This is a genomic window from Microbacterium sp. Y355 (assembly GCF_059445345.1).
The window spans coordinates 473942-495568 of record NZ_JCAIUD010000001.1 but is presented as its reverse complement, the minus strand read 5'-3'; the positions used below and the strand labels follow the sequence as shown (position 1 = coordinate 495568).

Below are 21627 nucleotides of genomic sequence, written 5' to 3'. Positions count from 1 at the left end.
TCACACCGGCGCCACAACACGGCTACGCGCATCACTCCTCGATAACGAGGAGGATGCGCGTAGCCGTTTCGTTCTCAGGCGCGATTCCCGGAATTCGCCGGCTGCGTCTTCGAGAACAGCACCACGATGATGACGGTCACACCGACCACGACGTGCGGCAGCCACACGTTCAGCGCCTCATCAGCGAAGCCAAAGAGCCATGGCGACAGCGCGAGGAACAGGCTCGCGACGATATCGAACACCAGGTGAACAGGCATCGGGATAAGCCCGAAGGGACCCCACTCGTACTTGGTGAACAGGCTGTAGACGATCAGTCCAATGCCGAGGACGATCGGAATCACGACGGCAGCGCCGCCGACACTGGAGAAGCCGAACAGCCAGGGGGCGACGATGAGTGCGATGCCGACCAGGTAGTCGAGGACTCCGTGGACTTTAGTAGGGATGAAGCGCATGATTCCTCCAGATGCTCTGGGCCACGTCATTCGGGCCGCACCGGTTGTTCGGTGCGACGCGTCTGACGGATTGGATGCCGAGAGCCGGGGTTTCTACGCGGTGCTCTTCCAGCCGTAGCGCTGCTTCAGCGCCACAGCCACTTGCGCGAAGCGCGCGCGGTCCAGCACTGCAGCTTCGCGACGCATTCCGTCGACGTGCACGCTGTACAGCTGGTCCACATCCACCCAGGACTCGCGTCCTTGCGCGTCCCATGAGCCGGACCCGATCGACAGGTAGTCCCGGTCGCGCTCATGCGCCTTACTGGTCATACGCACGGCATAGGCGCGGTCGGACGACTGCCGCCCGATGACGAGTACGGGGCGATCTTTCCCCCGCCCGTCGTTCTCCTCGTAGGGCACCCAGGTCCAGATCACCTCGCCGGCATCCGGTGCGCCGTCGCGGTCTGGCGCATACGAGACCGTGAGGCTACCGATGCGATCCGGATCGATCTGGATCGTCAGCGTGCCAGCCGATGCGCCTGCGTCCTCGGCCGCAGCAGGACGTCCCGACTCCTTCTGGGGAGACCGGGACGTCCTGCTGGTCAACGCATTGATGACGATCTGCGCGATTTTGGAGAGGATGCTCTGGGAAGAACTCACCCCGTCACCCTATCGAGACAGGCTGCTCTCACGCGTCGATGAGCGCGTAGCCCTCCTCGCCGTGCACGACCGAGTCGACACCGGCGATCTCGTCTTCGTTGGTGATCCGGAAACCAATGGTCTTCTCGATCGCGAAGCCGATGATGAACGCGACGACGAAGGAGTAAATCAGCACACCGAGTGCGGCGATCACCTGGACGGCAAGCTGGCTCGCGTCGCCGCCGACGAACAGGCCGGTCTCCGTGGCGAAGAAGCCCAGGTAGATCGTGCCGAGCAGACCACCGACGAGGTGAATGCCGACGACGTCGAGCGAGTCATCGAAACCGAGACGGAACTTCAGCTCGACCGCGAGAGCGCAGACGACACCGGCGAGAGCGCCGAGCAGCAACGACCAACCAGGCGTGAGGTTTGCGCACGCGGGGGTGATGGCGACGAGACCGGCAACGGCACCGGATGCGGCTCCGACCGAGGTGGGCTTGCCGTCCTTGATGCGCTCAACGAGAATCCAGCCGAGGATCGCGGCTGCCGTGGCGCCGAGCGTGTTCAGACCGATGAGGCCGACACCACCCATGTCCTCCGACAACCATTCGGCGCCGGCGTTGAAGCCGAACCATCCGAACCACAGCAGTGCAGCACCGAGCAGGGTCAGTGGCACGTTGTGCGGCTTGAGGATGCCCTTCTGGAAGCCGATGCGCTTGCCGAGCACCAGCGCGAGTGCCAGCGCCGCTGCGCCGGCGTTGATGTGCACGGCGGTACCACCGGCGTAGTCGATGACGGAGATGCCACTATCTTCACCGAAGAGCGTCGTGCCCAGGTTCATGATCCAGCCACCACCCCAGACCCACGCGGCGATCGGGAAGTAGCCGACCGTGGCGAAGATACCGGCGAAGATCAGCCAGCTGCCGAACTTCGCGCGGTCAGCGATCGCGCCGGAGATCAGCGCGATCGTGATGATCGCGAACGTCGCGCCGTACGCGACGCCGAGAAGAGCGACGTTCGAGCCTTCCCCTTCGGCAAGACCACTCAGCCCGAAGTCAGCGAACGGATTGCCCGCGAACGCCGTCGGGCTGTCGACCGCGCTCATCGAGAAGCCGAACAGGATCCAGAGCACCGCCACCAGTCCGATGGAGCCGAAGCTCATCATCATCATGCTGACGACGCTCTTCGCCTTGACGAGTCCGCCGTAGAAGAAAGCGACGCCAGGCGTCATCAGTAAGACAAGTGCCGTGGCGGTAATACCCCACGAGATGTTGCCGGGAGCATCCATAGGAAATCCTCACATCCGAAGTAATTGAGAGCTTCAGTGTGCCGAGTTCCGATTACCAGGACGCGCGTTGCGTGTTTCCTCGGTGTTACACGCGGGGCCGGTGTGTAACCATCGCGTTACGCGCTGCTCGGTGCTTTCGCAGAATGTGTGAGTGCGTTCAGCCGGGAGATAGCGCGCAGGTACTTCTTGCGGTATCCACCGCCCAGCATCTCTTCCGAGAAAACCTGATCCAGACTGACGCCGGTGGCAATGATCGGAAGCTGCGCGTCATAGACCCGGTCAACGAATGCCACGAACCGTAGCGCCTCGGACTGGTCAGTCAGTACACGCACATCACGAAGACCGACCAGCGACAGGTCATAAATCAATCGGATGTATCGCGAGGGGTGAACCTTGGCGAGATGACGGATGACATCGTCGAACAGATCGTCGGATGCTGCGCCCGCTGCCAGAGCGGATGCGATCCGTGACTGGTACTCGACATCCTCGAAGACGACGGCGTGACCGTCCAGTGCACGCTGGCGGAAGTCGACGCCGTCGATACGGATGGTTTCGAAGCTGTCCGACATCGCGTGGATCTCGCGCAGGAAGTCTTGTGCGGCGAAACGTCCTTCGCCGAGTGCGTTCGGTGGGGTGTTCGATGTCGCGGCCAGCCGTGTGCCGGTCGGAACCAGCTCGCCCAGCAACCGGGTCATCACCATGGTGTCGCCCGGATCATCCAACTCGAACTCATCGATGCAGATCAGATCAGCGCCACGCAGAAGGTCGACGGTGTTCTTGTATCCCAGTGCCCCGACCAGCGCGGTGTACTCAATGAACGAGCCGAAGTACTTCCGCCGTGCGGGCATCGCGTGGTAGATCGATGCGAGGAGGTGGGTCTTGCCCACGCCGAAACCGCCATCGAGGTAGACACCGGGCTTCAGCGCTGGCTCTTTCTTCGCTCGACTGAAGAATCCGCCCCGTTTGGCCGGCGCGCCACGACCGGCGAACCGCTCCAGAAGGCCCTTGGCATCCGCCTGCGACGGGTACGCATCATCTGATCGATAGCTCTCGAACGTCGCGGAGTCGAACTGCGGTGGTGGCACCATGCTCGCGAGCATCTCGGCGCCGGTGACCACTGGCTGTCGGTCAGTGAGGTGCACGGCGGTCGGGCTGAGGTTATCGGGCATGCGTTTCCTGTGTCGAAGTCTTACAGAACGGGTCCGGAACAGACCAAACCGATCTATCGTCGAGGGGACGGCTCAACACTACGCCGTCGCAGCCAGAGCCTTCGCTCGCATACCCATCGAGGAGCGCCACGTGACGATCGAGTTCGATTCTTCTTCTGCAAAGTTCGCCGAGTACTCCGAACCTGGCCGTCTTGTCACTACCGAGTGGCTGGCAGCCCATCTGGGTGATCCTGGGCTCGTCGTCGTCGAATCCGATGAAGACGTGCTGCTGTATGAAACCGGACACGTTCCAAGCGCAGTCAAAGTCGACTGGCACACCGAGCTGAACGACCCAGTGGTTCGCGACTACGTCGATGGCAAGGACTTCGCCCGGCTGCTGAGCCGCAAGGGCATCTCTCGTGACGACACCGTCGTCATCTACGGCGACAAGAACAACTGGTGGGCCGCCTACGCCCTCTGGGTGTTCTCGCTGTTCGGCCACGAAGACGTGCGCCTACTCGACGGTGGTCGTGACCGATGGATCGCCGAGGGTCGCGAAGTCACTACGGACGCCCCCGCTGTGACCGCGACGGACTACCCCGTCGTCGAGCGGGATGACTCACTGCTGCGTGCCTACAAGGATGATGTGCTCGCTCACCTCGGCAACCCGCTGATCGATGTCCGCTCCCCCGAGGAGTACAACGGTGAGCGCACGACCGCGCCTGCGTATCCCGACGAGGGTGCGCTGCGCGCCGGCCACATCCCCACCGCACAGAGCGTGCCGTGGGGCAAAGCTGTCGCAGAGGACGGCGGATTCCGCACCCGTGCTGAGCTGGATGCCATCTACCGCGACGGTGCCGGCCTCAGCGACGGCGACGATGTGGTCGCCTACTGCCGTATCGGAGAGCGCTCCAGCCACACCTGGTTCGTCCTCAAGCACCTCCTCGGCTTCGAAAAGGTGCGCAACTATGACGGTTCTTGGACCGAGTGGGGCAGCGCCGTACGGGTGCCGATCGTCATCGGCTCCGAGCCTGGCACGCTCTGAGCGTGTGACAATTGCTGGGATGAGCACCACGCACGTTCCCGACACCCTCGCGGAGATCCGCGACGAATTCCTCGAACTCCCCGAGTCCGATCGTCTTCAGCTGTTGCTGGAGTTCTCCTACGAGCTTCCGGCGGTCTCGGAGGAGGTCGCGAACCACCCCGAGATGGGCGAACGGGTCGCAGAGTGTCAGTCCCCCGTCTACATCTATGTCGAGGTCACAGACGGCGTCGTCACCATGCATGCGACCGCGCCGCCCGAGGCGCCGACAACGCGCGGATTCGCCAGCATCCTCGTGCAAGGAATCTCTGGCCTCAGCGTCGACGAGGTGCTCGCGATCCCGGACGACTATCCGCAGTCGATCGGGCTCACCCGTGCTGTGTCACCGCTACGGATCGGTGGGATGACCGGGATGTTGATGCGCGTGAAGCGACAGGTCACTCAGAAACGCTGAAACCGTTGGCACTGACCCAGTCGGTGATCGCCGCGGTCCAGCCCATCTGGTCGTAGTTCCAGAGCTTCGTGTGCCGCGCCACGGTGAATCGTGGCATCGTCACGAGGTCGGGTCGAGCTTCCGCAAGGGCATGCGAGGCATCTGCCGGCACGAAGCCGTCATCGTCACTGTGCAGCACCAGAATCGGCACAGTGAGCTCATCAGCTCGCGCGACCATGTCGAGCTTGTCGAACGGGATCGCCTCCGCTGAGCCGCTGAGACGCGCCGTCAGCGGCGACGACAGTGCGTTCATCGCCAGTACGGGGAACGGATCTCGGATGCCGGATTCTCGCGCCTGGAATCGCAGCACGGTGCGCCATTCGACGACGGGCGAGTCAAGCACGAGGCCAGCGATCTTCTCGCGGTGCGCGGACGATACAGCCGTCTGCAGCGCTATTGCACCACCCATCGACCAGCCCATCAGCAGCACACGCTCGGCGCCGTGGCGAAGCGCGTACCCGATCGCGGCATCCACATCGCGCCATTCCGACGCGCCCAGTGCGTAGGACCCACCACGACTGCGCGGGGCCTCGCCGTCGTTGCGGTACGAGACGACAAGATTCGGCAGCCCCATAGAGTGGAACACCGGCACTGCGCGCAGGCACTCGGCGCGCGTCACACCACGACCGTGCACCTGGATGACCCAGGTCGATGACTCGGCCGGAAACAGCCACGCAGGGCACGGACCGGCGGGCGATCCGATCAGCACGGACTCCCACGGCAGATGCAACTCGCTCGGCGTCGAGTAGTACCAGCCGCTGAACGACGCGGCACGATCGAGCTTCGCCCCCGTCTCGACGTGTGTCAGCAGCTTTCGTCGCACCCGCTTCGAATCCGCACTCAGCACCGCACCGAGCTTCACATAGCCCATCGTGCCGGTAGTGAACAGTCCGTATCGCCCCGGTAGCTCGGTATCGGGCGTGCGCGTGAGCTCGATCGTCTGCGCGCCGGTGTCGACCGCCAGAATCTCGGTGTCAGCGACACGAACACCCGGTCTGACCACCTTTCGGGCGATCGAAAACACGAGGAACATCACTGCGGCGCCCAGAGCGAGCAGCGCGGGTACCAAGAGTGCAACGGCGTGCCTGAGACTTTTCATCGCTTCCTGACTCTAGCCTGTTGCCGTGACCGCACACCCCGATGCCGGAGCGCACTTCGAACGTGCCGCAGCAGAACTGCGCGACACGGTGTTCCGTGATGACATCGTGGTGCGTGAGATTCCGGCGCCGCAGGGGCTCGCACCCTTCGCCTTCGCGCTCGCCGCTGACGTGCGCCCAGACGACCATGGCGATTCGATCTATGGCACCGGACGCTTCGTGCTTCTGCACGATCCAGACGAGCCCAATGCATGGGGCGGTGCGTGGCGTGTCATCACTTTCGCGCAAGCACCGCTGGAGCCTGAGATCGGCACCGACCCGCTGCTGGCAGACGTGACCTGGTCATGGCTCGTCGATGCTCTGGAATCTCGGGATGCCGTCTATCACGCAGCATCCGGAACCTCAACGAAGACCCTGTCAAAGGGATTCGGCGGATTGTCCGATGAAGGCGACGGCGCGCAGATAGAACTACGCTCGTCTTGGACGCCGGAAGGACCATTCCGGCCACACGTAGAAGCATGGGCCGAACTCGTCGGCATGCTCGCCGGGCTTCCGCCCGGGTCAGAGAACATCGCCGTGTTCGGCGCGCGAAAGGCAGGTCGTGGCTGAGTACACCGTCATCGAGGATCCGACCGAGTTCAGAGCAGCGTGTGAGCTGCTCGCGGCAGGAACCGGACCGGTTGCTGTCGACGTCGAACGGGCATCCGGGTTCCGCTATTCGCAACGCGCGTACCTCGTGCAGGTGTTCCGTCGTGACGCGGGCGTATTCCTGTTCGATCCCCCGGCGATCGGTGATTTCTCGCCACTACAGGCTGCCATCGGCGACGTCGAATGGGTTTTCCATGCCGCCAGTCAGGATCTCCCCTCTCTGCGTGAGCTCGATCTGGAACCGGCGAGCATCTTCGACACCGAACTCGCTTCCCGTCTGCTCGGCCACGATCACGTCGGTCTCGCGGCCGTCGTCGAGGAGACCCTCGGCATCACGCTCAAGAAGGAACACTCCGCCGCTGACTGGTCAACAAGGCCACTGCCGAAGACTTGGCTGGACTATGCGGCCCTCGACGTACTTCACCTGATTGACGTCCGCGATGCCATCGCCGCTGAGCTCGAGGAGCAGAACAAGACCGAGTTCGCGCGACAGGAGTTCGCAGCGACGCTGGCGCAGCCGCCGCGGCCGCCGCGCGAAGACCCCTGGCGTCGCCTCAGCGGACTACACCAGGTCAAGGGCGCACGGGGCCTCGCCATCGCTCGCTCGCTGTGGGAAGCACGCGAAGAGTACGCCCAGCAGCAGGACACCTCTCCAGGGCGCCTCGTCCCCGATCGCTCGCTGGTCGGCGCCGTGCTGGCGAATCCCCAGAGCAAGCAGGCACTCGCCAGTGTGCAGGCATTCACCGGCCGGGCCAGCCGTTCGCAGCTGGATCTGTGGTGGCAGGCGATCGTGCGTGGTCGCGAAGCTGAAATTCTCCCCCGCGTGCGCGTCTCCAGCGATGCGCTGCCGCCGGCTCGCGCATGGGCAGACCGTAACCCAGAAGCTGATGCCAGGCTCAAGCTTGCGCGGCCTGCCGTCGAGGCTCAGGCGGAAGAGTTGGCGATGCCAACGGAGAATCTGCTCAAGCCGGACATACTGCGCCGCCTGGCCTGGACTCCCCCGGAACTGACGACGGATGCCATGGCCAGTACCCTGACGGAACTTGGCGCTCGACCGTGGCAGATTGAGCAGACTGCACAGAAGATCGTGGATGCCTTTGTAGAAGCAGCGCAATCGCCTGATGAGGCTGTCGCCTCCGAGTCGTAGGTTCGAACCAACCGATGCCCGCCGTCTCGTCCAGCCTCCTAGGCTGAGGTCATACCCAACCTTGGAGGCAGAGTGGCCGAGATCTCGGACGTCTTCTTCGTCGATGGAGTGCGCACCCCGTTCGGGCGCGCCGGCGAAAAAGGCATGTACTGGAACACCCGCGCAGACGATCTCGCCGTGAAGGCGACGATCGCTCTGATGGAACGCAACACAAGCGTTCCCGCTGACCGCATCGATGACGTCGCGATCGCGGCGACATCCCAAACCGGTGACCAGGGGCTGACCCTTGGTCGTTCTGTGGCCATCCTCGCCGGACTCCCCAACACTGTGCCCGGCCTCGCCGTCGAGCGCATGTGCGCCGGGGCGATGACCAGCGTCACCACGATGGGCGCATCCATCGGAATCGGCATGTACGACTTCGCCCTCGCTGGCGGCGTCGAGCACATGGGGCATCACCCGATTGGTGCCAACGCCGATCCGAACCCGCGATTCGTGTCGGAGAAGATGGTCGACCCCGGTGCGCTGAATATGGGCGTCACCGCCGAGCGCATCTTCGACCGTTTCCCGCACCTCACGAAGGAGCGTTCCGACCGCTTCGGGATGCGGAGCCAGCAAAAGGTGCAGGCTGCATACGACGCGGGCAAGATCCAGCCCGACCTCGTGACAGTGGCCACCAAGGGCGCCGACGGCGCCTGGGGGCTCGCCACCGAGGACGAGGGCCGCCGCCCGCAGACCACGATGGAAGATCTGGCATCTCTCAAGACGCCGTTCCGCCCGCACGGCCGCGTGACCGCTGGCACCTCGTCACCTCTGACTGACGGTGCGACCATGTCGCTGCTGGCCGGTGGCGGCGCCGTCAAGGAGTTCGGACTCGCACCCAAGATGAAGATGGTGTCGTTCGCCTTCGCCGGCGTTCAGCCGGAGATCATGGGTATCGGTCCGATCCCCTCGACAGAGAAGGCTTTGAAGAAGGCCGGCCTCTCGATCGCCGACATCGGGCTGTTCGAGCTCAACGAGGCGTTCGCCATTCAGGTCATCTCATTGCTCGACCACTTTGGCATCGCCGATGACGATCCTCGGGTCAACCAGTGGGGCGGCGCGATTGCGCTCGGGCATCCGCTCGCAGCCTCCGGGGTGCGTCTGATGATCCAGCTCGCGGCGCAGTTCGCTGAGCGACCTGATGTGCGCTACGGCCTCACCGCCATGTGCGTGGGTCTTGGCCAGGGCGGCTCCGTCATCTGGGAGAACCCCCACTACGACGGCAAGAAGCGGAAGTGACACACGTGACCGACTACGAAGCGATCGACTTCTCCCCCATCGTCGCGCTCGCCGATGATGAGGTCATCACGCACTCGGTCGTGCGCGATGTCCGCCTCGCATCCGGCAAGGTGCTGGCGCTGATCACGCTCGACAACGGCCGTGATCACAACAGGCCCAACACGCTGGGACCTGCCACCCTCACTGAACTCGGCGAGACTCTATCGACGCTCAAGGCTCGCGCAGCAGCTGGCGAGATCCAGGCCGTCGGCATCACCGGCAAGCAGTACATCCTCGCCGCCGGCGCCGATCTCTCCGACATCTCCAAGGTTGGTTCGAAGGAACAGGCCCTGCTCATCGCGCAGCTCGGGCACAAGGTCATCGGTTCGCTCAGCGAGCTCGGTGTTCCCTCGTTCGCATTCGTCAACGGCCTCGCGCTCGGCGGTGGGCTCGAGATCGCACTGAACTCGACCTACCGCACCGTGGATGCCTCGGCGGCCGCCATCGCGCTGCCAGAGGTGTTCTTGGGCCTCATCCCCGGCTGGGGTGGCGCGTATCTGCTGCCGAACCTTATCGGCATCGAGAATGCCCTCGAGGTCGTAATTTCGAACCCGCTGAAGCAGAACCGGGTGCTAAGGCCGCAGCAGGCGTTCGACTTCGGGATCTTCGACGCGATCTTCCCGGCATCGACCTACCTCGAGAAGTCGCTGGCTTGGGCCGATGGTGTGCTCGGAGGCAAGAAGGTCGAGCGTAAGAACGAGCCGGGCAAGCTCGAACGCCTCACCAAGTGGCCCATCGCCATCAAGATGGCACGAGGGATGCTGGAATCGAAGATCGGCACCGTCCCCAAGTCGCCGTATGCCGCGCTCGACCTGCTCGACAAGGCAAAGAGCGGCACGAAGGCCGAGGGGTTCGCGCGTGAAGACGCGGCGCTGGCCGAACTCGTCACTGGCGATCAGTTCGCAGCATCCATGTATGCGTTCGATCTCGTGCAGAAGCGCGCCAAGCGTCCTGTCGGTGCGCCCGACAAGGCGCTGGCGAAGAAGGTCACAAAGGTCGGCATCATCGGCGCCGGCCTCATGGCAAGCCAGTTCGCGCTGCTGTTCGTGCGCAGGCTCCAGGTGCCGGTTCTCATCACCGACATCGACCAGGCGCGCGTCGACAAGGGTGTTGCCTACATCAACGAGGAGATCGGCAAGCTTGAGGCCAAGGGCCGTCTTGACGCCGACAGCGCCAACAAGCTGCGCGGTCTTATCCATGGCACCGTCGACAAGAGTGAGTACGCGGACTGTGACTTCGTCATCGAGGCGGTGTTCGAGGAGATCGGCGTCAAGCAGCAGGTGTTCGGCGAGATCGAGCAGTTCATCGCTGACGACGCCATCCTCGCGACCAACACCTCCTCGCTGTCAGTCGAGGACATCGGAGCGAAGCTCGCTCACCCCGAGCGTCTTGTCGGATTCCACTTCTTCAACCCGGTCGCGGTCATGCCGCTGATCGAGATTGTGAAGACACCGGGCACGAACGAACAGACCCTGTCTACTGCCTTCGTTGTGGCGCGTGGACTCGGGAAGAACGGTGTTCTGACGGCCGACGCACCGGGCTTCGTCGTCAACCGACTCCTCGCGAAGGTCATGGGTGAGGCCGCACGCGCCGTCTACGAAGGCACACCCATCGCCGACGTCGAGAAGGCTTTCGGTCCGCTGGGGCTGCCGATGGGGCCGTTCCAGCTCATCGATCTCGTGGGCTGGAAGGTTGCCGCGCACGTACAGGACACCATGGTTCGGCACTTCCCTGAGCGCTTTTACGCGAATGAGAACTTCCATGTCCTGGCTGAGCTTGACCGCGTCGTCGAGAAGGACAAGGGCGGTCGGGTAACCGGATGGACGAAGGCCGCTGAGAAGGCACTCAAGGGCACTGTCGGATCCTCACCGGCATCCGCCGACACGATTCTGCGTCGAGTGCAGGACGGCCTCACTCAGGAGATCAAGCTCATGCTCGACGAGGACGTGGTGCCTGAGGTCGAGGACATCGACCTCTGCCTGATCCTCGGGGCAGGATGGCCGTTCATCGATGGCGGCGCCTCGGCGTACCTCGATCGTGAAGGAGCATCAGAGCGCGTCTTCAAGGGCACGTTCCACACCCCGCCGATCCGGGGCATCGCGAACAGCTGAGCAGTTCACAACGAAAGCGGGGCGGCCTTCGGGCCGCCCCGCTTTGCTGTTCCTACGTCCCAGGTGAGCTCGTCTGGGCGCGCTCAGCGCCGATCGTGCAGCGGCAGGTCAATCGCGCCGGTCTCCCCCGCGTTGCGGGCGACTGGGATGCGAGTGCCTAGCACCTGGGCGACGACATCCTGAGCAATCTTGGAGGCCGTGAGTCCGGCATCCGCCAGAATCTGGTCACGGGATGCGTGATCGATGAACTCGTCCGGAAGACCCAGTTCATCGACCGCCGTGTCGATTCCTGCTTCTCGAAGCACCTGTCGCACGCGCGTTCCGATTCCGCCGACGCGGATGCCATCCTCCAGGGTGATGACGAGGCGATGGCGGGCGGCGAGCTCGACGACAGACTCCCGGACCGGGATCGCCCACCGCGGGTCGATCACGGTGGCGCCGATGCCCTGCGCGCGCAAGCGCTGGGCAACATCCATCGCCATCGAAGCGAACGGACCGATGGCAACGATCAGTACGTCCTCGCTCTCGCCCCTTGAGAGCACGTCGACGCCGTCATCGAGACGCTCGATCGCGGGCAGATCTTCTGCGACCGACCCCTTCGGGAAGCGAATCACGGTCGGCGCATCGTCGACGGCAACCGCTTCGTCCAGCGCTTCCTTCAATCGCGTGCCATCACGCGGCGCAGCGATGCGGATGTGCGGCACGATCTGCAGCATCGCGAGGTCCCACATGCCGTGGTGGCTCGGCCCGTCAGGACCGGTCACACCCGCACGATCCAGCACGAAGGTCACGCCAGCCTTGTGCAGCGCGACATCCATGAGCACCTGATCGAATGCGCGCCCCATGAACGTGGCATACATCGCCACGACGGGGTGCAGACCGCCGAAGGCGAGCCCGGCGGCTGAAGCCACGGCATGCTGCTCAGCGATCCCGACGTCGTAGACCCGGTCGGGGAAACGCTCGGCGAACGGTGCGAGACCGGTCGGGCGCAGCATGGCTGCGGTCATGGCGATGATCTTGGGATCACGCTCGCCCACGCCGACGAGTGCGTCAGCGAACACGTCGGTCCAGCCGATGCCGCTCGTGCTGAGCGGCTCCCCCGTGACAGGATCCATGCGGTTGACGGCATGGAACTGATCTGCTTCATCGTCCAGCGCCGGCTGGTACCCCCGACCTTTTTCCGTGATCGTGTGAACGATCACCGGTGCGCCGTATGACTTCGCGAGCTCGAGTGTCTCGATGAGCGCGGGCAGATCGTGACCGTCAACGGGGCCGAGGTACTTGATGTCGAGGTTGGAATACAGCGCCTCGTTGTTCGTGAAGCGCGAGAGGAATCCGTGCGTCCCACCGCGGAGTCCACGGAACATCGCGCGTCCGACAGGCCCGAATGCGCGGAAGAGTCGATCGGAGCGGTGATGCAGGTCTTTGTACGCGCCAGCGGTGCGCACACGGTTCAGATACCGCGACATTCCGCCGATCGTCGGCGCGTAGGAGCGGCCGTTGTCGTTGACGACGATGACGAGATTTCGGTCATTGTCGTCGGAGATGTTGTTGAGTGCTTCCCAGGTCATTCCCCCGGTGAGCGCACCATCGCCGACCACTGCAACGACGTGGCGGTCAGCACGCCCAGTGGCCGTCAGCGCCCGAGAGATTCCATCAGCCCAGCTCAGCGAGCTGGAGGCATGCGAGGACTCCACGACGTCGTGGGGGCTCTCACTGCGCTGCGGGTAGCCTGCCAGGCCGCCACGCACGCGCAGCTCTGAAAAATCTTGACGTCCGGTGAGCAGCTTGTGCACATAGGACTGGTGCCCGGTATCGAAAATGATCGGGTCGTTCGGAGACTCGAACACTCGGTGCAAAGCGATTGTGAGTTCGACGACACCGAGGTTCGGACCGAGATGACCACCTGTGCGCGAGACGTTCTCTACGAGAAAGGAGCGCACCTCCGCTGCCAACGCATTCAGCTGAGTCGTACTCAGCCCGTCGAGGTCCCGCGGACCCGTGATGCCGGGAAGAATGGGCATCAACACCTCCTGAGCATCTGCGCCGATCGTCTCATCGGATACGGACGACGACCCTCCCGATCCTACCGCCGAGTCCGGGGAATACCCCGAGTATGAACCGCAAAGGGCCCGGATGCCGAAGCATCCGGGCCCTCACGTGATCAGAGTGGATCAGACCAGCGAACGCAGCACGTACTGCAGAATGCCGCCGTTGCGGTAGTAGTCAGCCTCACCGGGGGTATCGATGCGGACGACCGCGTCGAACTCCACAGTCTGCTTGCCCTCAGCCGAGTGCTCACTCGGCGTGGCCGTGACATGCACGGTCTTCGGAGTGGTGCCGTTGTTGAGCTCTTCGATGCCTGAGATCGAGACGATCTCCGTGCCATCGAGACCCAGCGTCTCCCAGCTCTCGCCTACCGGGAACTGCAGCGGAACGACGCCCATGCCGATCAGGTTCGAGCGGTGAATACGCTCGAAGCTTTCGGTGATGACCGCCTTGACGCCCAGCAGACTCGTGCCCTTGGCTGCCCAGTCGCGCGACGAGCCGGAGCCGTACTCCTTGCCGCCGAAGATGACCAGCGGTGTACCGGCAGCCTGGTAGTTCTGGCTGGCGTCGTAGATGAATGTCTGCGGCGCATCCGGCTGCGTGAAGTCGCGGGTGAATCCACCCTCGACCTCTGCACCGTCGTTGACGGCGCGGACCAGCTGGTTCTTCAGGCGGATGTTCGCGAACGTGCCGCGAATCATGATCTCGTGGTTTCCACGACGCGATCCGAAGGAGTTGAAGTCCTTCTGGCGGACTCCGTGCTCCTCGAGGTACTTCGCCGCGGGCGTGCCGGACTTGATGTTTCCGGCGGGGCTGATGTGGTCGGTCGTGACCGAGTCACCCAGCGTCGCCATGACACGTGCGCCCTGGATGTCAGAGACGGGCGTCAGTTCCATCGACATGCCGTCGAAGTACGGCGCCTTGCGCACGTACGTGGAGTTCTCATCCCACTCGAAGATCGGACCGGTCGGCGTCGGCAGGCTCGTCCAGCGCTCGTCACCGTCGAAGACAGTGGCGTACTGCTTGATGAACTGTTCGCGCGAGATCGACGAATCGACAATCGCCTGCACCTCGTCGGGTGCGGGCCAGATGTCCTTGAGGAACACGTCATTGCCGTAGGTGTCGGTTCCCAGCGCGTCGACGTCGAAGTCGAAGTGCATGGAACCGGCCAGTGCGTACGCGACCACCAGCGGCGGCGATGCAAGGTAGTTCATCTTCACATCGGGGCTGATACGACCTTCGAAGTTGCGGTTACCCGAGAGCACCGCGGTGACAGCGAGGTCGTTTTCGTTGATGGCAGCCGAGACCTCTTCGATCAGCGGACCGGAGTTACCGATGCAGATCGTGCAGCCGTAGCCGACGGTGTAGAAGCCAAGGCCTTCGAGATCCTTGTCGAGACCCGACTTCTCGTAGTAGTCGGTGACGACCTTGGAACCCGGGCCGAGCGTGGTCTTGACCCACGGCTTCTGCTTCAGACCGCGCTCGCGCGCCTTGCGTGCGAGGAGACCTGCCGCGATCATCACCGATGGGTTCGAAGTGTTCGTGCACGACGTGATGGCGGCCAGCGTCACCGCGCCGTGGTCGAGGATGTACTTCTCTCCGGAAGGCGTCGTCACCGGAACCGGCTTCGAAGAGCCGTTCACACCGCTGGAGATGTGCACCAGACGAGTGTCAGTGTCTTCCTCACCGGGGACTGCCCCCGGGTCGGATGCGGGGAACGAGTGCTTCGAGTCGAGGTCAACGATCGAGTCCGAGGTGCACGGCTCGGCGTAGTTGACGATGTCCTTCTCGAACTGCGACTTGGCTTCCGAGAGCAGAATGCGGTCCTGCGGGCGCTTGGGACCGGCGATCGACGGCACAACCGTGCCGAGGTCGAGTTCCAGGTACTCGCTGAAGATGATTTCACTGTCAGGGTCGTGCCAGAGCTTCTGCTCCTTGGCGTATGCCTCCACGAGGGCGACAGCCTGATCGTCACGACCGGTGAGACGCAGGTAGTCCAGCGTCACATCGTCGATGGGGAACATTGCCGCGGTGGACCCGAACTCGGGACTCATGTTGCCGATCGTGGCGCGGTTCGCGAGTGGCACAGAAGCGACGCCGGCACCGTAGAACTCGACGAACTTACCGACAACGCCGTGCTTGCGCAGCAACTCGGTGATCGTGAGAACAACGTCTGTCGCGGTGACCCCGGCCGGGATCTCGCCGTTCAGCTTGAAGCCGACAACGCGAGGGATGAGCATCGACACGGGCTGGCCGAGCATCGCGGCCTCTGCCTCGATACCGCCGACGCCCCAGCCCAGCACGCCAAGGCCGTTGACCATGGTGGTGTGCGAGTCGGTGCCGACGCAGGTGTCGGGGTACGCCTGGAGAACGCCGCCGTTGGTGCGGTCGTAGATGACCTTGGCGAGGTGCTCAATGTTCACCTGGTGCACGATGCCGGTTCCCGGAGGCACGACCTTGAAGTCGTTGAACGCGGTCTGGCCCCAACGAAGGAACTGGTACCGCTCACCGTTGCGCTCGTACTCGATCTCGACGTTGCGCTCGAGTGCGTTCTCGCTGCCGAACAGATCGGCGATGACGGAGTGGTCGATGACCATCTCAGCCGGCGAGAGCGGGTTGATCTTGTTCGGGTCGCCACCCAGAGCGGTCACTGCCTCGCGCATGGTGGCGAGGTCAACGATGCAGGGCACACCGGTGAAGTCCTGCATGACCACGCGGGCCGGCGAGAACTGGATCTCGGTGCTGGGCTCTGCCGCGGCATCCCACGCGCCGAGCGCCTCGATCTGCGACTTCGTCACGTTTGCACCGTCTTCGGTGCGAAGAAGGTTCTCGAGGAGAACCTTCAGGCTGAACGGGAGCTTCTCGAAGCCCGGAACCGTGTCAACTCTGAAGATCTCGTAATCGGTACTGCCGACTGTCAGGGTGCTCTTGGCACCGAAGCTATTTACCGTGGACACGAATCCGTCTCCTTCTTGTCTGATGGAAGCGATAGGCGAATCCATCTTGCTCGCCTGTAGCGCTGGCTGCTAGCAAGGCACACCTAACAGTGTGCGCCGCATCGCGCCGAAGCGAAAGCGTACAATTTATCTTGATGTCAAGATAAATCTATCACGGAGCGGGCGGCTGCTCCTGGCGCGACTCGCGCGGGTAAAGCCTGCGCGAAAGAATCCAAGTTGCCGCCAGAACTACGGCGAAGAGCGGGATGCCCATGATGATCTTCACCGTACCGAGTGTGACGACGTCTCCGGCGAAATAGAACGGCAACTGCACCGTGAGGCGTGCGAAGAAGAGCAATGCCCAAGCGACGGTCAGCCAGAAGAAAGTGCGGCGCTTGCGCCGATCGCTTCGCCACTGAAGCCCTTCACCCACGAGAAAGCCCACCACGACACCGATCAGCGGCCACCGTACGAATGCCGAGATCAATAACGCGGTTCCGTAGGCGATGTTGGTGATGAAGCCGATCACGAACTGGTCCTCGGCGCGCCCGGTGAACAGCGGAAGACCAGCGGCGACGACCGCGGCGACAAGCCCCGACAGCGCGGCGACCGGTGGCGACTTGGTGAACAGGCGGATCAGCGTGAATACTGCCGCTGCCCCGACAGAGAGCGCAAGTGCAAGCACCAGGTTCTGCGTTGTCGTGAACGTGATGATGAAGGTGAGCACCGGCAAAACCGATTCTGCAACGCCGCGCCAGCCGCCGATGACTTGCCACACGACCTGGCCCGCCGGCGCGTCCTTCTCTGGATCGAGCCCTGCCCGGCGCGCAGCTGAGCCGATGGCCGCACCGACGAGATCGGATGCCGTCGGGTCCTGCTCGTCGTTCGCATTCTGCTCGTCGTTCGGGTCTTGCGAGCCAGGTGCGGCGGATCCGTCAGGAGTACTCACGCGGAACCAGGCGTGGCGGGCATCTTCAGCGGAATGAGATCCCGCGGCGGCATCGGCGAGCTACCGCGAACCACGACGATCGAGCGGAACAGATCTTCAACCTTTGCCGCGGCCTCTGGGTCGGATGCGGCGGCCCCGCCGATGACGCCGCGCAAGAACCAGCGCGGTCCGTCCACTCCCACGAAACGCGCCAGACGCAGCGTCGAACCTTCCGATGCCGGACCGGGAACCTCGGCGAGCAGCTCTTGACCGAGCGGACCCTCGCGCTCTTCGACGCGCCCACCCTGCTGACGAACCTGGTCGACCAACTGCATGCGCGTCTCGTGCCAGAGGCCGAGCGTCCGCGGCGCAGCGAACGGTTGGACCTGAAGCGAGGAATCCTCGTAGTCAAGCCCGACGGCGACGATGCGCTTGGTCTGCTCCTCAACCTCGAGGCGCAGGTTCAGTCCCTCGCGCGGGAGGATCTTGATCCCGCCCAGGTCGATGTACGGGCGGATCGGGTTCGCCTCGCTCTCATCGAACGGGCCCTCGGTGGCGCGGTTCGCAGGCGCCGACTTCGACGACGGCTGGGTGATCTCTTCAGTCATTTGTAAATTCCTGCCTAGTCGGCTGCCTGTGTAGGCACCTGATACCCGGTGGAGCCGAATCCGGCCGCACCACGCGCACTGTCCGGAAGTTCCTCGACCGGAATGAAGTTCGCACGGGTCACCGGCATGATGATCAGCTGGGCGATCCGGTCCCCGACCGCCACATCGTACGCGCTCGAACTGTCTGTATTGAGCAGACTCACCTTGATCTCGCCGCGGTAACCGGCATCCACAGTCCCCGGCGAGTTCACGATCGTGATGCCGTGCTTGGCCGCGAGACCACTGCGCGGCACGACGAAAGCCAGGTATCCGTCTGGCAGCGCGATTCGCACCCCGGTGGGGATGAGCGCGCGCTCGCCGGGCTCGAGGCGCACGGCTTCGGCCGACACCAGATCGGCGCCGGCATCACCCGGGTGGGCGTAATGCGGCATCACAGACGCGATAATGGGAAGATCAACGGAATCGCTCACCCCAAGAGGCTAATGCAGAACCCCACCCCTGACACACGTGTCCGCTACCGCGAGCGTCTCTCGCCGAGTCTGTGGCTGCTCGTGACCGCGGCAGTCGCTGCCCCGATGGTCACGCTGACGTTCACGCCGCTAGGGTCTCTTCCCGCTCTTCTCATCGGGATCGCTGCTGCTGTGCTGCTGATCACGGCGCTCATCGCCGGATCGCCGACGGTTCGCGTCGACGGCACTGTGGTTCGTGCCGGTCGAGCGCACATCGATGCGCGCTGGCTCGGCCCGGTGACAGCCCTCACCGGGGATGATGCGCGAGCGGCACGAGGCTCGGTGCTTCCTGCGCGCGGTTGGCACTTGATCAGGGGCGGCATCGACGGGATCATCGTCGCCTCGAACATCGATCCGAATGACCCGGCCACGCACTGGTCGATCTCCACGCGCACACCGGACCGTCTTGCGGCGGCGATTCGCGACGCTCAAGCCGAGGCATCCGCACCAGCCTGACCCGCACCGGTCCGAACCAAAGCCCACCGGATACGACAACGCGCCCCAAGCCATATGGCTGGGGCGCGTGAACGTGTGGCGACTGCTGTCAGGCAGCGCACTCCTTGCAGATCAGACCATCTGGGCCGTCGTGATCAAGCTGTGAGCGATGCTTCACGAGGAAGCAGCTCATGCAGGTGAACTCGTCCTGCTGCGCTGGCAGCACGACGACATCAAGGTCAAGGTCGGAGAGGTCTGCACCCGGAAGGTCGAAACTCGACGGGTTGTCAGAGTCCTCATCGCCGGTTGTGCCAGACAGTTTGTCCGGCACACGCTCCTTCAGGGCTTCGATCGACTCGGAGTCGTCTTCGCTCTTTCTGGGGGCGTCGTAGTCGGTTGCCATGCGGTAGATCTCCACTTTCATGGTGCTAGTGGGCGGTGTGCCATCGGGTAGTGGCGGGCATAGTTTGCACGATACGGAAGCATTATGCAAATGCAGCGACGCATGACGGATCAAACTGACGGCGCGCCCAGGGTATTCCCGGCCCCGGCACCACTCCCGTGACACCATCAAATAACACCCATCCAGAGGGGCATTCGTATGGAAAACGTCACAATCGTCGGTACCGAAGACGACTTGCTGATCCTCGCCACCGGTTCTGGTGAGCGATTCACGCTCGCCATCGATGACGTACTGCAGCGCGAGATCCGCCGCGCCCGCGGGCGCGGCACCCAGGAGTCGCCGCGCCTTGCCGCGAGCCCTCGTGAGATCCAGACTCACATCCGATCCGGGCTCACCGCAGCCGAGGTCGCCGAGCTTCTCGGCGTCGGACTCGACGACGTCGTGCGATTCGAAGGACCCGTACTCGCGGAACGTGAACACGTGATCGGCCAGGCACTCGCTGTTCCCGTTCTCATCGGCAGCGAAGTCGAGCCTGACGCACAACCCACCTTCGGCGTGGCGATTCGAGCGAAGCTCGCACAGCTCGACGCGTCCGATGAGCGTTGGGCAAGTTGGAAAGACGAGTCCGGCTGGATCGTGAAGCTGGAGTTCACAGCCAACGAGGTGGCGCATGACGCTCGCTGGAACTTCGACCCGCGCCGGAGTTCGCTGTCGCCGCAGAACGCGGATGCCACGCAGCTGTCTCGCCAAGGCTCGTTACCCGAAGGTCTGATTCCCCGCCTTCGTGCCGTCGACAGCGAGCGTGTCGAATCGCCGTACAAGGACGAAAGCCGATTCGACTCCGGCGCATTCGGACCAAGGCTTCTGCCCGTTCCCGACGCGGACATCGAAGAAGCGGCGCCGGAGCGTTCGAATGCCGCTGCACAACAGGCCGCCATCAAGCGCGCTCCTGACCAGTCGACGACCAGCGCCGACACTGCCGATCTACTCGAGGCGCTGCGTCGCCGCCGCGGTCAGCGTGAGAATGCCCCGTTGCTCGACGACGAGGACTCCGAGCCCGTAGAGCACACGAAGAACTCCAACCCGATCGCACTGTTTGATGCCTTCGAGCAGGACTCCGACGCCCGCGACGACGCGCCAGAAGCGGCATCTGCCCCGCAGGAGCCCGCCCCCGAGACTGCTGGCCGTCGACGACGCCGCAACGCGATGCCGTCGTGGGATGAAATCGTGTTCGGCGCGCGCACTGACGACTGATCAGCTGGCGAAGGCACCACGCTTGATGTATGGCACCTGGCGTTCCTCGGCCGTCCACGCGCCGTGTTGTCCGATCATCTCGCGCGCCCGCTGATCAGCCGCCGTGCCGTCGTAAAACGCCCGATTTCCTCGTGCGATCACGAGCAGGTCACCGATACGCGACCTGGCATCGGGAGTGACCACTGGGCCGAAGAGTCCGGCTGCCTCCGCTTCTGCGAGGCTGAGGACGTCCGCATCCCCTTCGCTCTCGCGCCGCCAGCAGCTGAGTACGGCGTCGGCATCGGCATCCGCATCCAGGTAGACGTGGAGCATGCGCGGTTCTCCCCCGATGTGGCGGATGCCGGCGAAACGCGGATCAGCGTCTTCCAGCACCACCTGTCGGTGCGAGGGAACATCGATCATGCCGTGATCGGCGGTAATGAGCACGCCGACCTGCCGTGGAACCGTCAGCGCCAGCGCACCGTCGATCTCCTCCAGCGCAGCAATCCACTCGGCGGAGTCCACGCCGTACCTGTGCCCGGCCTTGTCGACTTCCGGTAGATAACAGTAGACGAGCGCTCCCGGCGTGTCTGAGGCCAGCTGATATGCGATAGATACCCGCTCGGCCGGGGTCTTTGCTGCCACGAACTCAGCGCCACGCAGCGTCGCCTTGGTGAACCCGCTGCGTGCGTAGGCTGCGACGCCGATCGCATAGGTGGCGTGACCTGCTGCCGACGCCCGCTCGAACACGGTGGGCACCGGCTGCCAGACAAGTGGGTTGATGCCGTCGCTCTCCCATCCGGAGAGCTGATTGACCAAAACGTCGCGCGAGCGATCGAGTACCTGATATCCGACCAGCCCGTGAGCGCCGGGATCAGCGCCAGTGAGTGTGCTCGTGAGCGCAGCTGCCGTTGTCGTCGGGAAGACGGAGTAGGCGACGTCTTTCTTCCCCAACCCGGCCGCGAGATGCCTGGCGTGCCCGGCGTGCCCCCGCAGTTGAATTGCGCCCAACCCGTCCACAACGACCAGTACGACCGATCTGGCAGTTGCCAGCGGCCCACCTGAGCCCTCCAGCGCAGCGATCAGGTCACCCGCCACCCCGCTCAGGATCCGAGCGGAGGGTGGCGTGGTCGGTAGAATGAGTGACATCCGAGCCAGTCTTTCA

Annotated in this window: 20 protein-coding genes; 8 read left to right on the top strand and 12 right to left on the bottom strand. The window is 63.9% G+C overall.

Annotated elements, in window-relative coordinates; translation table 11 throughout:
• Positions 1 to 74 precede the first annotated feature (74 nt).
• The 4 genes from AC1C2O_RS02485 to zapE all read right to left on the bottom strand — a co-directional run bounded on the left by AC1C2O_RS02485 (position 75) and on the right by zapE (position 3527).
• Positions 75 to 452: an SPW repeat domain-containing protein gene (locus AC1C2O_RS02485; RefSeq protein WP_495428854.1), complete on the bottom strand. Its 378-nt coding sequence runs from the start codon at positions 450 to 452 to the stop codon at positions 75 to 77.
• A gap of 93 nt (positions 453 to 545) precedes the next feature.
• On the bottom strand, positions 546 to 1091 hold the full coding sequence (locus AC1C2O_RS02480) for a type II toxin-antitoxin system PemK/MazF family toxin (RefSeq protein WP_495428853.1): 546 nt from the start codon (positions 1089 to 1091) through the stop codon (positions 546 to 548).
• A gap of 28 nt (positions 1092 to 1119) precedes the next feature.
• The gene (locus AC1C2O_RS02475; protein WP_495428852.1) at positions 1120 to 2358 is read right to left on the bottom strand and encodes an ammonium transporter; all 1239 of its coding nucleotides are present in this window, start codon (positions 2356 to 2358) and stop codon (positions 1120 to 1122) included.
• A 116-nt stretch (positions 2359 to 2474) separates the two neighbouring features.
• Positions 2475 to 3527 carry a cell division protein ZapE gene (gene zapE, locus AC1C2O_RS02470; RefSeq protein ID WP_495428851.1) on the bottom strand — a complete coding sequence of 351 codons (1053 nt, stop codon included), beginning with the start codon at positions 3525 to 3527 and terminating at the stop codon, positions 2475 to 2477.
• A 130-nt stretch (positions 3528 to 3657) separates the two neighbouring features.
• Between zapE and AC1C2O_RS02465 the strand changes: the two genes are divergently transcribed.
• Together AC1C2O_RS02465 and AC1C2O_RS02460 are read left to right on the top strand one after the other, a co-directional pair.
• Positions 3658 to 4551, top strand: coding sequence for a sulfurtransferase (locus AC1C2O_RS02465; protein WP_495428850.1), 894 nt, complete (start codon positions 3658 to 3660; stop codon positions 4549 to 4551).
• Between the two features lie 19 nt (positions 4552 to 4570).
• On the top strand, positions 4571 to 5002 hold the full coding sequence (locus AC1C2O_RS02460; RefSeq protein ID WP_495428849.1) for a SufE family protein: 432 nt from the start codon (positions 4571 to 4573) through the stop codon (positions 5000 to 5002).
• On the opposite strand, the gene AC1C2O_RS02455 is transcribed toward AC1C2O_RS02460, so the two are convergent.
• Positions 4986 to 6140 (bottom strand): alpha/beta hydrolase family protein, encoded by a 1155-nt coding sequence (locus tag AC1C2O_RS02455; protein WP_495428848.1) that lies wholly within the window; start codon positions 6138 to 6140, stop codon positions 4986 to 4988. The two genes, AC1C2O_RS02460 and AC1C2O_RS02455, sit on opposite strands and share 17 nt — an antisense overlap.
• A 25-nt stretch (positions 6141 to 6165) precedes the next feature.
• Between AC1C2O_RS02455 and AC1C2O_RS02450 the strand changes: the two genes are divergently transcribed.
• The 4 genes from AC1C2O_RS02450 to AC1C2O_RS02435 all read left to right on the top strand — a co-directional run bounded on the left by AC1C2O_RS02450 (position 6166) and on the right by AC1C2O_RS02435 (position 11361).
• Complete coding sequence (locus AC1C2O_RS02450; RefSeq protein ID WP_495428847.1) at positions 6166 to 6747, top strand: DUF3000 domain-containing protein; 582 nt, start codon at positions 6166 to 6168, stop codon at positions 6745 to 6747.
• The gene (locus AC1C2O_RS02445; RefSeq protein WP_495428846.1) at positions 6740 to 7933 is read left to right on the top strand and encodes a ribonuclease D; all 1194 of its coding nucleotides are present in this window, start codon (positions 6740 to 6742) and stop codon (positions 7931 to 7933) included. The genes AC1C2O_RS02450 and AC1C2O_RS02445 overlap by 8 nt, the downstream gene beginning before the upstream one ends.
• A gap of 72 nt (positions 7934 to 8005) precedes the next feature.
• Positions 8006 to 9211 (top strand): thiolase family protein, encoded by a 1206-nt coding sequence (locus AC1C2O_RS02440; RefSeq protein WP_495428845.1) that lies wholly within the window; start codon positions 8006 to 8008, stop codon positions 9209 to 9211.
• Positions 9212 to 9216: 5 nt separating this feature from the next.
• Positions 9217 to 11361, top strand: coding sequence for a 3-hydroxyacyl-CoA dehydrogenase NAD-binding domain-containing protein (locus AC1C2O_RS02435; RefSeq protein ID WP_495431651.1), 2145 nt, complete (start codon positions 9217 to 9219; stop codon positions 11359 to 11361).
• Between the two features lie 83 nt (positions 11362 to 11444).
• On the opposite strand, the gene dxs is transcribed toward AC1C2O_RS02435, so the two are convergent.
• The 5 genes from dxs to dut form a co-directional block, all read right to left on the bottom strand.
• Entirely contained in the window at positions 11445 to 13385 is a 1941-nt protein-coding gene (gene dxs, locus AC1C2O_RS02430) for a 1-deoxy-D-xylulose-5-phosphate synthase (RefSeq protein ID WP_495428844.1), read from the bottom strand.
• A 150-nt stretch (positions 13386 to 13535) separates the two neighbouring features.
• Positions 13536 to 16367: an aconitate hydratase AcnA gene (gene acnA, locus AC1C2O_RS02425; RefSeq protein WP_495428843.1), complete on the bottom strand. Its 2832-nt coding sequence runs from the start codon at positions 16365 to 16367 to the stop codon at positions 13536 to 13538.
• A 151-nt stretch (positions 16368 to 16518) separates the two neighbouring features.
• The gene (locus tag AC1C2O_RS02420) at positions 16519 to 17295 is read right to left on the bottom strand and encodes a DUF3159 domain-containing protein (protein ID WP_495428841.1); all 777 of its coding nucleotides are present in this window, start codon (positions 17293 to 17295) and stop codon (positions 16519 to 16521) included.
• Positions 17292 to 17882 (bottom strand): DUF3710 domain-containing protein, encoded by a 591-nt coding sequence (locus AC1C2O_RS02415; protein ID WP_495428840.1) that lies wholly within the window; start codon positions 17880 to 17882, stop codon positions 17292 to 17294. Before AC1C2O_RS02415 ends, AC1C2O_RS02420 begins: the two co-directional genes overlap by 4 nt.
• 14 nt (positions 17883 to 17896) lie before the next feature.
• Positions 17897 to 18352, bottom strand: a complete 456-nt coding sequence (gene dut / locus AC1C2O_RS02410; RefSeq protein WP_495428839.1) for a dUTP diphosphatase — start codon at positions 18350 to 18352, stop codon at positions 17897 to 17899.
• Between the two features lie 12 nt (positions 18353 to 18364).
• Here dut and AC1C2O_RS02405 point away from each other — a divergent pair, with 12 nt between their 5' ends.
• Positions 18365 to 18847 (top strand): DUF3093 domain-containing protein, encoded by a 483-nt coding sequence (locus AC1C2O_RS02405; protein ID WP_495428838.1) that lies wholly within the window; start codon positions 18365 to 18367, stop codon positions 18845 to 18847.
• Positions 18848 to 18935: 88 nt separating this feature from the next.
• On the opposite strand, the gene AC1C2O_RS02400 is transcribed toward AC1C2O_RS02405, so the two are convergent.
• Positions 18936 to 19229: a DUF4193 domain-containing protein gene (locus tag AC1C2O_RS02400; protein WP_495431650.1), complete on the bottom strand. Its 294-nt coding sequence runs from the start codon at positions 19227 to 19229 to the stop codon at positions 18936 to 18938.
• Between the two features lie 198 nt (positions 19230 to 19427).
• Here AC1C2O_RS02400 and sepH point away from each other — a divergent pair, with 198 nt between their 5' ends.
• Positions 19428 to 20483 (top strand): septation protein SepH, encoded by a 1056-nt coding sequence (gene sepH, locus AC1C2O_RS02395; RefSeq protein WP_495428837.1) that lies wholly within the window; start codon positions 19428 to 19430, stop codon positions 20481 to 20483.
• Here the strand turns inward: sepH and AC1C2O_RS02390 are convergent, their stop codons facing one another.
• Positions 20484 to 21611, bottom strand: a complete 1128-nt coding sequence (locus AC1C2O_RS02390; RefSeq protein WP_495428836.1) for an alkaline phosphatase family protein — start codon at positions 21609 to 21611, stop codon at positions 20484 to 20486. It lies immediately after the preceding gene.
• Between the last annotated feature and the right edge of the window lie 16 nt (positions 21612 to 21627).